Raw genomic sequence first — 13,325 nt, 5'->3', positions numbered from 1 at the left:
TCGGTTCAATTTGCAGTTCGTAGTGCGGTATTAATCAACTGATGCCGCAAGTGATGAATGTTCTGCGGTCAGGGATTGCCTGGCAGGCGTGACAGCAGAGTTGAAACAGGGAGAAAGAAATCAGAGGTGAGAATGATGATTTATGAGAACGTGAGCGCAATGAAAAAGGGATACAAGAGTATCCTCGAGACAGCTGATGGCCAGGTCAATGTGTTGGATGAGGGGGCATTGAGAAAATCTCTTATCGATGATCTGATTTACACGATGGCATTCAGTCCTGTTCAGGAAGTAAAAGATGCCGCATCATGGCTGATCAGGAGAAGTGCTGTGGCCCTTGGAATCGTATCTTCCTCCATCCAGTCCCTGTACGAAGCTATGGGACGAAAGGAAGTGACGGGTTTCACGGTTCCAGCCATCAATATCCGGACCATGACCTACGACGTGGCTCAGGCGATCTTCCGTGCAGCCCTGAAAAATTCCGTCGGGCCTGTTATTTTCGAAATCGCCCGTTCCGAGATCGGTTATACCTTGCAGCGGCCTGTTGAATACACGAGCGCGGTGACCGCGGCAGCCATTAAAACAGGATATCGCGGCCCCATCTTTCTCCAGGGGGATCATTTCCAGGTGAATGCCAAAAAATTTGCCGGAGACCCGGAAAAGGAAGTGAAGGGAGTCAAGGACCTGATCTGGGAGGCTATCGAGGCTGGTTTCTATAATATCGATATTGATACTTCCACCCTTGTCGATCTTTCAAAGCCTACCATCAGTGAACAACAGGAAACGAACTATGCTCTGGCAGCAGAACTGACCGCTGTGATACGCGACCTGGAACCCGCCGGCATTACTATTTCCGTAGGGGGAGAAATCGGTGAAGTAGGAGGTAAAAACAGTACCGTTGAGGAACTTCAGGCTTACATGGACGGCTACTTGGATTCCCTGAAAAAGTACGGGGCGAACCTGAAGGGAATCAGCAAAATCAGCGTTCAGACGGGAACGACACATGGCGGGGTTCCCCTGGCCGATGGCAGCGTGGCCCAGGTGAAACTGGATTTTGAAGTCCTGGAGAAGCTGTCCGAAGTCGCCCGCAGCCGCTATGGTCTTTCCGGCGCCGTTCAGCACGGCGCCTCCACATTGCCCGACGAGGCTTTTGATCGATTTCCGGCGATCGGCACGGCGGAAATTCATCTGGCCACCGGTTTTCAGAACATCATTTACGACAGCGCGCATTTTCCAGCTGACTTACGGCAGCGCATTTATGACTATCTTCAGAAAGAGTTGAGGGACGAGAAAAAGGAAAAGGACACGGAAGAACAGTTTATTTACAAAACACGCAAAAAGGGTTTTGGTCCATTCAAACAGGAACTCTGGAATCTTCCGGAGGAAACTCGCAAGCAGATCAGCCAGGAACTGGAAAACCAGTTCGCCTTTCTTTTCCGGAAATTGAATGTGGCGAATACCGAAGCCGTGGTTCGCCGACAAATTCAGATAGTGGATGTTCCTTTGCAGATTCCCGCGGCTTTGACGGAATAGGAGTGTTCAGCGATTCAAAGCGACGAATTGAAATTGAAAAATTGAATGTAAGGTAAATGGATTTTGAAAGAGAGCTGGTCCGGGTAAACCCTTTTATGGAGCCCGGCCGGCTCTCTTTTTTTATGAAACTATGACAATTTAAGATCAAAAACGATATCGGGCCGACTATGTTCAGGTGGTGACTCGGGCTCACATGGCAAGTATGTGGAGCAGACGATAAAGGAGCCAACGCCGATTTAACATTGATGTCTAATTGAAATTACCGGACTTTCGAGCCCGTTATCGGCTCCCTGTCGAAGGCGAGCACGGTAATTCCGCCTGCTGTTGCATCCGTGGCGAGAAGCATGCCCCGGGATTCGATTCCCATCAGCTTGGCTGGTTTGAGATTGGCCACGATGACAATGGATTTTCCCACCAGCTGGTCCGGCGTATAGTCTTTGGCGACACCGGCGATAATCGTCCTTTCTTCTCCGATGTCGATCTTGAGCTTCAGAAGTTTGGCTGATTTCGGAACGGCTTCGGCTTCGAGAATCCGGGCGACCCGCAGATCAATCTTTTCAAAGTCTTCATAGGAAACTTCCGGCTTGATCGGCGGGGGAGGGGGAGTGGCTTTGATCTCGGCGGCACCCTCGTCCGGTTTGTAATCAATCCGGGGGAAAAGTGCTTCACCGCGTTCCAGGGTTTGACCGGCGGCAAGACCTCCCCAGGTGCGAATCATGTCGAAATTTTGAAGCTCCGGATTGGCGATGCCCAGTGAGGTCATGATCTTCACGGAAGATCCCGGCATGAACGGGGCGATCAGAACCGAAACAATCCGCAATGTCTCCAGCAGTGAATAGATCACGTCATCGAGTGTGCCCTGATTTGCCGGATCCTTGGCCAGATTCCATGGTTCCTTTTCCACAATGTAGCGGTTTGCCGTATTGATCAGATCCCAGATGGACATCAGGGCCTTGTGGAAAGTCAGCTCCCGGAACGACGCCTCCACTTCCTGAATCACCCTGACTGCCGTACTGGAAAGAATCGTGTCTGCCTCTGATGATGCCGCCGGAACGCTTCCTTTGCAGTATTTAACAGCCATGGCCGTTACCCGGCTGACAAGATTTCCCAGATCGTTGGCCAGATCCGCATTGACCCTCTGGACAAATCCTTCTTCACTGAAGCTGGAATCCAGGCCGAAGACCATCTCCCGCAGGAGGTAATAACGGAAGGCATCCAGTCCGTACTTGTCCTTCAGATCAAGAGGCCGGATGACATTTCCGAGGCTCTTGGACATCTTGCTCTGGTCGACATTCCAGTAGCCGTGGACATTGAGATGTCTGTAAGGCTCGATTCCGGCGGCCTTCAGCATCGTGGGCCAGTAAATGCCGTGCGGCTTAAGGATGTCCTTGGCGATCAGGTGTTGTGCGACCGGCCAGAACGTGTGGAAATTCTCTCCGTCAGGGTAGCCGAGCCCGGTGATATAGTTGATCAGGGCGTCAAACCAGACGTAGGTGACATAATTTGCATCGAAGGGAAGGGAAATCCCCCAGGCGAGCCGGGATTTTGGCCGGGAAATACAGAGATCTTCCAGAGGCTCCCTGAGGAAGGCGAGAACTTCATTGCGGTAACGTTCAGGCCGGATGAAATCGGGATTCGCTTTGATATGCGAAATCAGCCAGTCCTGGTACTTGCTCATTTTGAAGAAATAATTGCTTTCCTTGCGAAATTCCGGTTCCATCTGATGATCCGGACATTTTCCGTCAATGAGCTCCTTTTCGGTATAGAAGCGTTCACAACCGACACAGTAAAAGCCTTCGTAATGACCGAAATAAATATCGCCGGCTTCGTAAACCTTGGAGAGAATCGCCTGAACCGTGGCAATGTGATTGGCGTCTGTTGTCCGAATAAAATAATCGTTGCTGACTGAAAGTTCAGGCCAGAGATTTCTGAACTGACTGCTGATCCGGTCCGCGTAGGCTTTGGGAGAAATGCCGTTTTTTTCCGCTGCCTCGGCGATTTTGTCCCCGTGTTCATCCGTGCCTGTCAGGAAAAACGTCCGGTGTCCCGAAAGACGGTGATAACGGGCCAGAACATCGGCAACGATGGTGGTATAGGCATGACCGATATGCGGAGAAGCATTGACATAATAGATTGGCGTTGTGATGTAAAACGTTTTTTCCATAAAAATCCTTTCTACACAGAAGACACTCAATGTTCAACAGCAGCCGGTTCCAAAGGCGTCTTTTCCCCATCTCCCGGTTTGGGGGGGCCGTCTTTATCTTTCCGGCCCGATACGCTTTTTTCTTTTTTCTGTTCGCGATAGGAATCGTATTCATAGGCCAGACAACACATGAGACGACCGCATAACCCGGAAATCTTTTCAGGATTGAGCGACATATTCTGTTCCTTGGCCATTTTCACAGAAACCCGGTCCAGGTTATGAAGTAGATTGACACAGCAGATTTCCCGGCCGCAGACCCCCATTCCTTTGATAATCCGGGCCTCCTGTCGTGCTCCGATCTGTCTCAGTTCAATTTTTGTCTTGTACTTCTGGGCCAGATCCTTGACGATTTCCCTGAAGTCCACCCGGTTTTCCGCCGTGAAATAGAAAATGATTTTGCTTTTATCAAAAAGACACTCCACATCGATCAGCTTCATCGGAAGATTCCGGATCCTGATTCTTTCCGCACAGAACGAGAAGCAGCCTTTTTCGAGGATCTTGTTGTTTTTCTGTATGAGGAGGTCTTCTTCCGTTACTTTGCGAACCACAGGCTTCAGATTGGGCGGCAGGTTGCCTTCGGGTTGGTTTGTAATGCTGGTAATCACAGTTCCCATGGACAGGCCATCTTCCGTTGAAACGATGATCTGGTCTTTGATCTTGAGATTGAGATCTCCCGCATCGAAGCTGTAAATCTTTCCTTCTTTCTTGAATCTGACACCGATAATATTTTTATGCACAGGTTGCAAAATCTCCCGAAATTTTCTTTTTTTTATCAATACAACTTCAAATTCCGGATCAGGAATGCTTTAAAAATGGCCGGGTATAAGCGCAACACGCGAACCCCGACGCATATATGAAAACCGATCGCGAAGCCGACGAAGAGCGCCCTTTGATATAGGTTTGGAATAAAGCCGTTTTGCGGTCATCTGTTGATCAGAGCGCGAGTTTAAACATCATGACCTCTAAAGTCAACGATTTATTCGTATTCTGTATCAGCCGACGTTCCGCCGAATCAATGGCCCGGATGGCAGTCAGGATGTCCCCGGTGGTGCGTTTCCCTGCAAAGGCGGTAATCTGGTCAACACGGTCCTGGTGCATGAGTCCTTCTGCCCTTCCCGTCTCCCTAAGGATCAGGACATCACGGAAAAAGGTTCTCAGGATGTCCAGTTTGTCCATAATGTCTCTCTTGTCGTCGCTTAAAAAACGAAGAAAAGTTAATCGATGAAGGGATGAATCCGCAGAAATTCCGGCGATGAAGTTCAGGACTTCGTTCTTTAAAGTGAGATAAGCTTCGCGGTTCAGATCCAGGGCTTTGCCTATGCTTCCCCCGGAGGCGGCAGCCAGAAGTCCGGCCTGGGTGTTTTCGACGGAAAAACGCTCGTGGAGCAGAGTGGTTACTATTTCCTGAGCAAGAGGATTGAAGCGGATCTGTTGACATCGTGAAAGAATCGTTATGGGAAGCTGGTAGGGTCTGTCGGTTACCAGAATCAGTATATTGGCCGGTGATGGTTCCTCGAGGGTTTTCAGCAGAGCGTTGGCTGCGGCATTATTCAGGCGGTCGGCGTCCACGAGGATGGCGACGCGCTTCTTCCCCTCCATAGGTTTGAATTTCATCCGCTCCTGAAGGTCTTTTACGGCATCGATCCGGATGTACTGACCCTCAGCTTCAATCATTTCGATATCCGGGTGATTGCGATGATCGGTCTTTATGCAGGAAATGCAGCAGTCACAGGCATCGGAGGCCCCCTGCAGGCAGTTCAGCGCTTTGGCAAAATTAAGGGCAAGGGTGAGTTTCCCTACGCCTGCCATTCCATGGAACAGATAGGCATGGGCCATACGATTATGTTGTATGGCATTCTGAAGAATGCCTATGGGTTTCGCGTGACCGAGGATGTCCTTGAATGACATGAGAAATGCCTCCATTATCTGAAGCGGGTTTCTTTGCTGCCTGATGCAGCGATGCGGCCGGAAATGAAGCGCAGATGAAAATAGTGGCCTGAAAAAAACCGGAGATTCCCAGCTACTCCTGATTCTATGGTAAGCCGGCTTCGGGTTGCTGTCTCAGGACATCGAGGTGACGGCACACCTCGCGGTGGATCGAAGGAATGTCCGCTGCCGCGTTAATGATTCGAAAGCGCTCAGATTCCTGTCGTGCCAGAGCGAGATAGCCTTCGCGGATCTTCTCATGAAAGTTCAGACCTTCCTGCTCGAATCGATCTTCACGTGAGTTTTCCGGAATGCCGGTCATACGCTGCATAGCCCGGTGAAGTCCCGTTTCCGCCGGCAGATCAAACAGGAGGGTGAGATTTGGCTTGAGGAAAGACGTGGCAAAGGAATCCAGTTGACGAATCCATGCCTCATCAATGCCCCGGACACAACCCTGATAAACCGCAGTGGCGTCGGAAAAGCGGTCACAGAGGATCCACTGGCCCCTGGCGAGGGAAGGCAGAATGACCTCCCGGACATGCTGAGCGCGTGCGGCAACGAAGAGCAGCGTTTCCGCTTCAGCGCAGATCTCGAAGGGCCCCCGGTTAAGAAGAATATTTCGAATCTTTTTGCCCAGCGGTGTGCCGCCTGGCTCTTCCGTGGTCCCAACGGGAATTTTCAACGTCCTGAGATATTGCGCCGCCAGTTTGAGCTGGGTTGTTTTCCCGCACCCTTCAATGCCTTCGAAGGAAATAAAATATGCCATGACCGATTGCCTTGCCTTTTCCTGCTGCCTGGAATTTGTTTTCGACGATTGAAATGGAAATTCTAAGATTCGACAGGGATTGCGTGGGACAACAGTGTAAAACTTATTGAGTGGAAAGATAACTCATGAAAATAAAGGAAAAGGGGGATCACTTCCGCATTCCCGGCCGTAAAGTGAATCCCCCTTTTTGATCTGGTTCCTGAGAACAGACTACTTCTCTTCGCCGGGCACAATGGCTTCAGCCGGGCATTGTTCGGCACAGGTTCCACAGTCGGTGCAGACGGCTGGATCGATTACATACTTGTCTTCCCCCTCGCTGATTGCTCCTGCGGGGCAAACATCCTGACAGGAACCACAAGCCACACAATCATCAGTAATTACATACGCCATAATTCTATCTCCTTTTAATTTAATTCTATCATGACCCATCAACCTAAACGGGCAACGAATCATGGGGCTAAATCGCTCAGACTGCAACCACTTCCTTGACTTCAGGAATTCTTTCCTTCAGAAAACGCTCGATCCCCATCTTCAATGTCATCTGAGACATGGCGCATCCACGACATGCACCGACAAGTCGGACCTTCACCACGCCATCCTCGGTCACGTCAACCAGTTCCACATCTCCGCCGTCTGCCTGAAGGCCCGGCCGGACCTGATCGATGGCTTCCTGTACCTTATCTTTCATGAGTGTACCCCCTTAGATTGAACCGCATCTCGCGATTCGGGATCAAACGGTTAAATCCGTCTGTCCGCACTTTTTCGCTCTCGTTCAGCGAGGCATGTAACCGATCATCTCCCTGAAAAGGGTTCTGGCCACACTCAGCAGCTCAGGTTTGATGAACCGGTATTTTTCTGCCCGGAAATGGCCCGCCTTCCAAAGGACTTTTCCCGTTTCCGCTTGAATCATTTTGATGCCCAGACTGACCTTTCCCACTTTGTCTCCGTTTTCGGTCGTGTAATTCCAATAATCAACGGAAACGACAAGAAAAGAATCAACCTGACACAGTTCGCCGATCCTTGCGCTGAGCTGGGGATCGGAAAAATTAACGGTTTTGAGCTTGGCCATGTAGTCGGTCATGACCGCGCGGAATTCTTCATTCGCATGGAATTGACGGTTGATGTCATCCCCGGCCACAACATCGTTGAACCACTTCTTTTCGGTCAGCACCCCGGCGATCATTTGATCAACGGTTCCTCGTGCTTCTTCGTAAGTCCCCACGTCGACGGGAAGAACACCCAGACGTCTCGGGTGAAAATTTCCGGCCTCGGTGTCGACCTGTGAATAACGCAATCCTCCGCACGCGGAAATCATCAGAATCAGGAAAAGGGCAATGAAAGCGTTCCAGTATCTTCTCTTCACGGGACACTCCTGCAAACACAAGGGTCGCTCACTTCTTTTGTTTAACGGGATAGGGCGCACCACAGCAGTGAACTCAACCCGGCGATAATATAGCTGGTTTCCAGAAGACCCTCCAGAACAACCCCGGAAAACGACGCCCTTCTATCACAAAGTTTAAAACAAATCCATACATAAAATAAGTTGGCCGGAAGGACCAGTGAAAGCGATGGAGTCCATTTCGCGGACGCACCCGCTATCAGTAGAAAAAAAATAAAAATGGACAGTATTGTCAGGAGAACCTGTGTTGGTTCTCTGCCGATGAGCACGGGAATCGTTTCCTTGCCAATCAGCCTGTCGCGCTGAATATCCAGAATATCCGAAAGAGAGGAACGGATAAACACGATGCCCATGGTGAAAAGAAAGGCGATGGCAATTCCCGGCGAAACAAACAACCCCCGCTCCATGCCGGGCAGGATGGCAACAACAGTGGCCCACGCCATGGCCATGGAGATGTTTTTTGATCCGGGCAGATCCTTTAAGCTGCGATATCTCCATTTTGCGGGAAAGATGGGCAGATTGTAGAGAATGCCCAACCCCGATATGAAAAAAAGCAGAAGAAAGGTCCGCATCCCATGACTCAGGGCAAGACCAAGACAGAGCAGCATGGAGGCAAGCGCTCCGGAAAGATAAAAATTCTCGTGCTTCAGGTAGGATTCTTCGCGGAAGGAACCGATGCTGCACGTCTTTCGGTTCGAAAACCTGTTGAAGGTATGCATCGCATGGACATATAGGGCGGTGATCAGAAGGAAAAGGATATTCACCGGGACCCGTTCCAGAAGCATGGCGGTCAGGGACAGACAAGCCGCCCCAAGGGCGGAATAGAGATCGGTCCTCACTGAAAGGGTCCAGAGCTTCAGCAGTCCCTTCCCCTTATTTTTCTTTTTCCTCTGCTGTTCCGCAATGCGGTCGACAACCCGGTCAATGATCCAGTTGGGCGTGGAGGCTCCGGCAGAAAGTCCGATCCGGTCATAGGGAGCCAGTTTCGCGTCGTTAAGTTCATCGGCTGTCTCGATATGAAAGGTCGGAGTGCCCTGCTGAGAGGACAGGGCGGCCAGACGCCGTGTATTGGCGCTGTTCCTGCCGCCCACGATCACCATGGCCTCCATTCTGGCGGCAAGTTCGCGAACTTCAGCCTGCCGCTGTTCCGTGGAATCACAGATGGTATTAAACACGACGGTTTCCGGAAATCGATCGCGGATCCGGCGGACGATTGCAGCATATTCTTCAACGTTTTGAGTGGTCTGGGCAACGACGCAGACCTTTTCCATAATCGGAAGTTCTTCAACGTTCTGGAGGCTGCCGATGACCCGGCCATGACCGCCGGCATGTCCGAGAAGGCCGTTGACTTCAGGGTGGTCGCCGTCACCGATGATCAGGATGTTGTAATCTTTTGCGGCATGCTGCCGGATAATCGCCTGGACATGGGTGACTTTCGGACAGGTTGCGTCGATGATCCGCAGCCCTTTATTCCGGATCTTCTTTCGTTCGCTCGGCGAGATGCCATGAGCTCGGATGACGATGGCCGCATTTTGATCCGATGCAGAAAGGGCCTCGATATCCTTAATGGGAATAATTCCTCTTTCCCTCAGGAATTCGACAGTTTGAGGATTGTGAATCAGAGGACCGTAGGTATAGATTTTTTCCGATCCCTTGTGGCGGGCGATATCCAGAACCGTATCCACGGCACGTTTGACGCCCATGCAGAACCCTGCCGTCTTTGCGAGAAAGACACTCATTGTTTTGACAACAGCTCCTTGTCCTGAGCGGTTTCCTGACTTGCAGGAGAAGACTCCAGCCGACCGGGAAATGAAAGTTTTTCTTCCGGCAGCCGGGCAGAGACAAAAAATTCCCTGTTTCCCTTGGGACCAGGAAGAGGGGATACGATCGATCCCAACACTTCCAGACCCATGTCCCGGAGAAAGGCCGTCAGGTCGTTCAGAACGTTCTGCCTGAGTGCGGGTTCACGGACCACGCCGCCTTTCCCCACCTGGCCTTTTCCCACTTCAAATTGAGGCTTGATCAGGGCGAGAAGGAGACCTCCCTCCCCAAGAAATTTCAACGCGGCAGGGATAACCAGCTTCAGAGAGATGAACGAGGCGTCGATGGTTACCAGGTCCACCGGAACGTCCATACCTGTGCCGTCAAAATAACGGATATTCGTCCTTTCGATGCAGATGACCCGGGGATCGGTGCGAAGTTTCCATGCCAGCTGGCCGTACCCCACGTCCAGGGCATAGACCCGGCGTGCGCCTTCCTGAAGGAGACAATCGGTGAAGCCGCCGGTGGAAGCCCCGACGTCAAGAGCGACGAGATCCCGGACATCGATTTGAAAGGCATCGAGAGCGCCTTTGAGCTTCAGTCCGCCGCGGCTTACGTAGGGGTGATCCTTTCCCTTGATCCTTACAGACGCCGCGCAGGATACGAGCGCCCCCGCCTTGTCCGCGGGTTTTTCGTCCACCAGGACGGCGCCGGATAGAATGAGGGCCCTGGCCCGTTCCCGGCTTGCCGACAGACCCCGGTTCACCAGGAGCAGGTCCAGACGGATTTTTTCTTCTCTACTTCCCATGGTAAATGGTCAGAAAATCCGAATCGGAAGACATATCAAAGGCAGGCCTCCATCTGGGACGATCTGCCCATGTTCATCATCGACCGGACAGCGGCAGCAATCCCCTGTTCATCAATGCCGTAAAGCCTGCGCTGCTCGGCCTGTGTGGCCTGTTCGGCAAATTCATCCCGGATTCCCAACCGTTTGACCTGGATTCCATGGATATCGTTTTCTTCAAGAAATTCCAGAATAGCGCTGCCGAATCCCCCCGTGAGGACATTTTCCTCCACGGTCAGGATTTTTTTGAAGGACCGCACGATTCTCAAAAGGAGTTCCCTGTCCAGAGGTTTGACAAACCGGGCGTTGACTACCGTGGCGTAAATTCCTTCCTCCCTGAGTTGGACGGCGGCGGTTAGAGCTGGATGAACCGGATCTCCGACAGCCAGGATAGCCAGACTCCCACCTTCGCAAAGCACTTCTCCTTTTCCGAGTTCCAGGGAAAACGGCTGGGAGTCCATTGTCACGCCGACGCCGCTTCCTCGCGGGTAGCGTACGGCTGCCGGTTTTCCGCAGGCGACGGCAGTGTGCAGCATATGCTGCAGCTCGTTTTCGTCCTTGGGAGCCATGACGACCATGTTCGGGATAGACCGCAGATAGGAAAGATCAAAGAGGCCGTGATGAGTCGGACCGTCTTCTCCGACGAAACCCGCCCGGTCCAGAGCGAAAACAACCGGAAGATTCTGCAGGCAGACATCGTGCAGGATCTGATCGTAGGCCCGTTGGAGAAAGCTCGAATAAATCGCCACCACAGGCAGGATCCCTTCCGTGGCCAGTCCGGCGGCGAAGGTCACACTGTGCTGTTCCGCAATGCCCACATCGAAAAAGCGTTCCGGAAACTCCTCAGCAAATGCGTTCAGTCCCGTTCCCTCGCACATGGCTGCGGTAATAGCGACGAGTCGGGGATTTTGACGAGCAAGCTTTACAATCGTATTTCCGAAGACCTGCGTGTAGGATGGGGGAACTGGAGATTCGCTTGCAGCCGCCGGCTTTCCAGTCTCCGGCGAAAAAGGGCAGATTCCATGGAAACGAAGGGGTTCGGCTTCAGCGAACTTGTACCCCTTGCCTTTCCGTGTAATGACATGAACCAGGACAGGCCCTTCCATGTTGCGTACGTCCTCGAGATTCCGGATCAAGTGATCGAGGCGATGGCCTTCCAGGGGGCCCACATAGGTAAACCCGAGGTCTTCAAAGAGCGCCCCGGGTACAATGAGGGCCTTGAGTGATTCCTCCGCTCTTCTGCTGAATTCCAGCACTTGCTCGCCGATGGAAGGGATCGTTTTCAGAAAATTCCTGATGTCCTTTCTAATTTTATTCGCCGTCTGACCTGTCATGATGTGGTTCAGGTAGGAGGACAGGGCGCCTACATTGGGTGAAATGGACATCTCGTTGTCATTGAGAATAATGACGAGGTCTTTTTTCCGGTCTCCTGACCAGTTCAAACCTTCAAAAGCCAAGCCGGCCGTCATGGACCCGTCGCCGATTATGGCCACGACCTTGAAACGCTCTTTCTTCAGATCCCGGGCCTCGGCGATGCCGGAAGCGGCGGAAATGGAGGTGCTGCTGTGGCCGACGTTGAAGACATCATAGGGGCTTTCTTCCCTTTTAGGAAAGCCGCTGATTCCCCCTTTCTGCCGGAGGGTAGAGAAGACATCCCTGCGTCCTGTGATCAGTTTGTGGGCGTAAGCCTGGTGTCCCACATCCCAGATCACACGGTCTTTCGGTGTATCGAAAACCTTGTGTACGGCCAGGGTCAACTCGACGGTTCCCAGGGATGAGGCCAGATGTCCGCCCGTGCGGGAAACCGTTTCGATGATAGCCGACCGTATGTCACTCGCCAGAAGCGTAAGGTCGCCGATGTCCAGCATCCGGATATCCTCGGGGAATTGTATCCGACTGAGAATGCCGCCGGAATTATTCTTTTTTACCGGGTTCATAGAAGAGATAAACATCCATTATAATTTTATTTATATAACGATGTCGCGCCAGTGCGTTTCCCTTAAAGTCGGCGCTCCACAAAATATCTGGCCATCAGCCGCAGAGGAGTCGCCCGGTTGTCAAAACCGTCAAGATCGCGCAGAGCCTCCTCAACCAGGGCAAAGGCCTTCTGACGGGATGGTTCCAATCCCATAAGGAGAGGGAAGGTCATTTTACCACGGCTCGCGTCACTCCCCGTGCTTTTACCCAGCACAGTCCGGTCTCCCTCCACGTTGAGAATGTCGTCGGCAATCTGGAAAACCAGGCCGATCTTGTGGCCGTAATCTGTCAATGCCGAAACGGCCTGCTCCGATCCTCCGGAAAGTATCGCCCCTGCTCTAAGGGAAACGACGATCATTGCCCCTGTTTTCCGATTATGAATTCGGTTCAGCGTGTCCAGATTTCCGGGTTTTCCTTCCGCACGCAAATCTTCCACCTGTCCTCCCACCATGCCGAAAGCCCCGGCAGCAGCAGCGATTTCCCTGATGACTCTCAGGAGAATTTCCGGGGCCAGGCCGGTATGAAAATCGGTTCGGGTCATCAGTTCAAAGGCCTCCGTGAGCAGAGCGTCCCCGGCGAGAATGGCCAGAGCATCACCGAAAACCTTGTGGCTGGTGGGCTTTCCCCGGCGGTAGTCGTCATTGTCCATGGCGGGAAGATCGTCATGAATCAATGAATAGGTATGGATGTATTCGAGGGCGCAGGCCACCGGAAGAAGGCAATCGGAAGAGACTGAAGTTCCAACAGCTTCTGCAGCCGCAAGACAGAGAATGGGACGGATCCTCTTCCCGCCTGCAAAAAGGCTGTACCGCATCGCTTTAAAAAGTTCACCCGGGGATTCCTCCTCGCCGGGCAGGTAGCGGTCGATGGCTTCATCGATCCGCAGCTTTTTTTCCTTGATGTAGGCATTCAGATCCAG

At 52.2% G+C, this 13,325-nt stretch carries 12 protein-coding genes; 1 reads left to right on the top strand and 11 read right to left on the bottom strand.

The window, feature by feature from the left end; translation table 11 throughout:
• Positions 1 to 132 precede the first annotated feature (132 nt).
• Positions 133 to 1,530 (top strand): class II fructose-bisphosphate aldolase, encoded by a 1,398-nt coding sequence (locus tag SYN_RS08580; protein WP_202943543.1) that lies wholly within the window; start codon positions 133 to 135, stop codon positions 1,528 to 1,530.
• Positions 1,531 to 1,789: 259 nt separating this feature from the next.
• Here SYN_RS08580 and metG read toward each other — a convergent pair whose 3' ends face one another.
• From metG to SYN_RS08525, 11 genes are all read right to left on the bottom strand, one after another.
• Complete coding sequence (gene metG / locus SYN_RS08575) at positions 1,790 to 3,694, bottom strand: methionine--tRNA ligase (protein WP_041584914.1); 1,905 nt, start codon at positions 3,692 to 3,694, stop codon at positions 1,790 to 1,792.
• 26 nt (positions 3,695 to 3,720) lie between these two features.
• Positions 3,721 to 4,470, bottom strand: coding sequence for a PSP1 domain-containing protein (gene ricT / locus SYN_RS08570; RefSeq protein WP_148202531.1), 750 nt, complete (start codon positions 4,468 to 4,470; stop codon positions 3,721 to 3,723).
• A gap of 196 nt (positions 4,471 to 4,666) precedes the next feature.
• Positions 4,667 to 5,641, bottom strand: coding sequence for a DNA polymerase III subunit delta' (gene holB, locus SYN_RS08565; RefSeq protein ID WP_041584913.1), 975 nt, complete (start codon positions 5,639 to 5,641; stop codon positions 4,667 to 4,669).
• A gap of 124 nt (positions 5,642 to 5,765) precedes the next feature.
• Positions 5,766 to 6,425, bottom strand: a complete 660-nt coding sequence (tmk, locus tag SYN_RS08560; RefSeq protein ID WP_011417693.1) for a dTMP kinase — start codon at positions 6,423 to 6,425, stop codon at positions 5,766 to 5,768.
• A 210-nt stretch (positions 6,426 to 6,635) separates the two neighbouring features.
• Positions 6,636 to 6,878: a DUF362 domain-containing protein gene (locus SYN_RS08555; protein WP_337833056.1), complete on the bottom strand. Its 243-nt coding sequence runs from the start codon at positions 6,876 to 6,878 to the stop codon at positions 6,636 to 6,638.
• 13 nt (positions 6,879 to 6,891) lie between these two features.
• Positions 6,892 to 7,113, bottom strand: a complete 222-nt coding sequence (locus tag SYN_RS08550) for a NifU family protein (protein ID WP_011417691.1) — start codon at positions 7,111 to 7,113, stop codon at positions 6,892 to 6,894.
• 84 nt (positions 7,114 to 7,197) lie between these two features.
• The gene (locus SYN_RS08545; RefSeq protein WP_041584912.1) at positions 7,198 to 7,788 is read right to left on the bottom strand and encodes a hypothetical protein; all 591 of its coding nucleotides are present in this window, start codon (positions 7,786 to 7,788) and stop codon (positions 7,198 to 7,200) included.
• Positions 7,789 to 7,829: 41 nt separating this feature from the next.
• Positions 7,830 to 9,563 carry a 4-hydroxy-3-methylbut-2-enyl diphosphate reductase gene (gene ispH / locus SYN_RS08540; protein WP_011417689.1) on the bottom strand — a complete coding sequence of 578 codons (1,734 nt, stop codon included), beginning with the start codon at positions 9,561 to 9,563 and terminating at the stop codon, positions 7,830 to 7,832.
• Positions 9,560 to 10,393 (bottom strand): TlyA family RNA methyltransferase, encoded by an 834-nt coding sequence (locus SYN_RS08535; protein WP_011417688.1) that lies wholly within the window; start codon positions 10,391 to 10,393, stop codon positions 9,560 to 9,562. Before SYN_RS08535 ends, ispH begins: the two co-directional genes overlap by 4 nt.
• 35 nt (positions 10,394 to 10,428) lie before the next feature.
• Positions 10,429 to 12,381 (bottom strand): 1-deoxy-D-xylulose-5-phosphate synthase, encoded by a 1,953-nt coding sequence (gene dxs / locus SYN_RS08530; protein ID WP_011417687.1) that lies wholly within the window; start codon positions 12,379 to 12,381, stop codon positions 10,429 to 10,431.
• Positions 12,382 to 12,428: 47 nt separating this feature from the next.
• Positions 12,429 to 13,325: a polyprenyl synthetase family protein gene (locus SYN_RS08525; RefSeq protein WP_041585559.1), complete on the bottom strand. Its 897-nt coding sequence runs from the start codon at positions 13,323 to 13,325 to the stop codon at positions 12,429 to 12,431.

The sequence above is a fragment of the Syntrophus aciditrophicus SB genome (genome assembly GCF_000013405.1).
In the GTDB taxonomy this organism is placed as follows: Bacteria; Desulfobacterota; Syntrophia; order Syntrophales; family Syntrophaceae; genus Syntrophus; species Syntrophus aciditrophicus.
The sequence above is the reverse complement of the archived record's forward strand: the minus strand, read 5'-3'. Positions and strand labels throughout refer to the sequence as shown.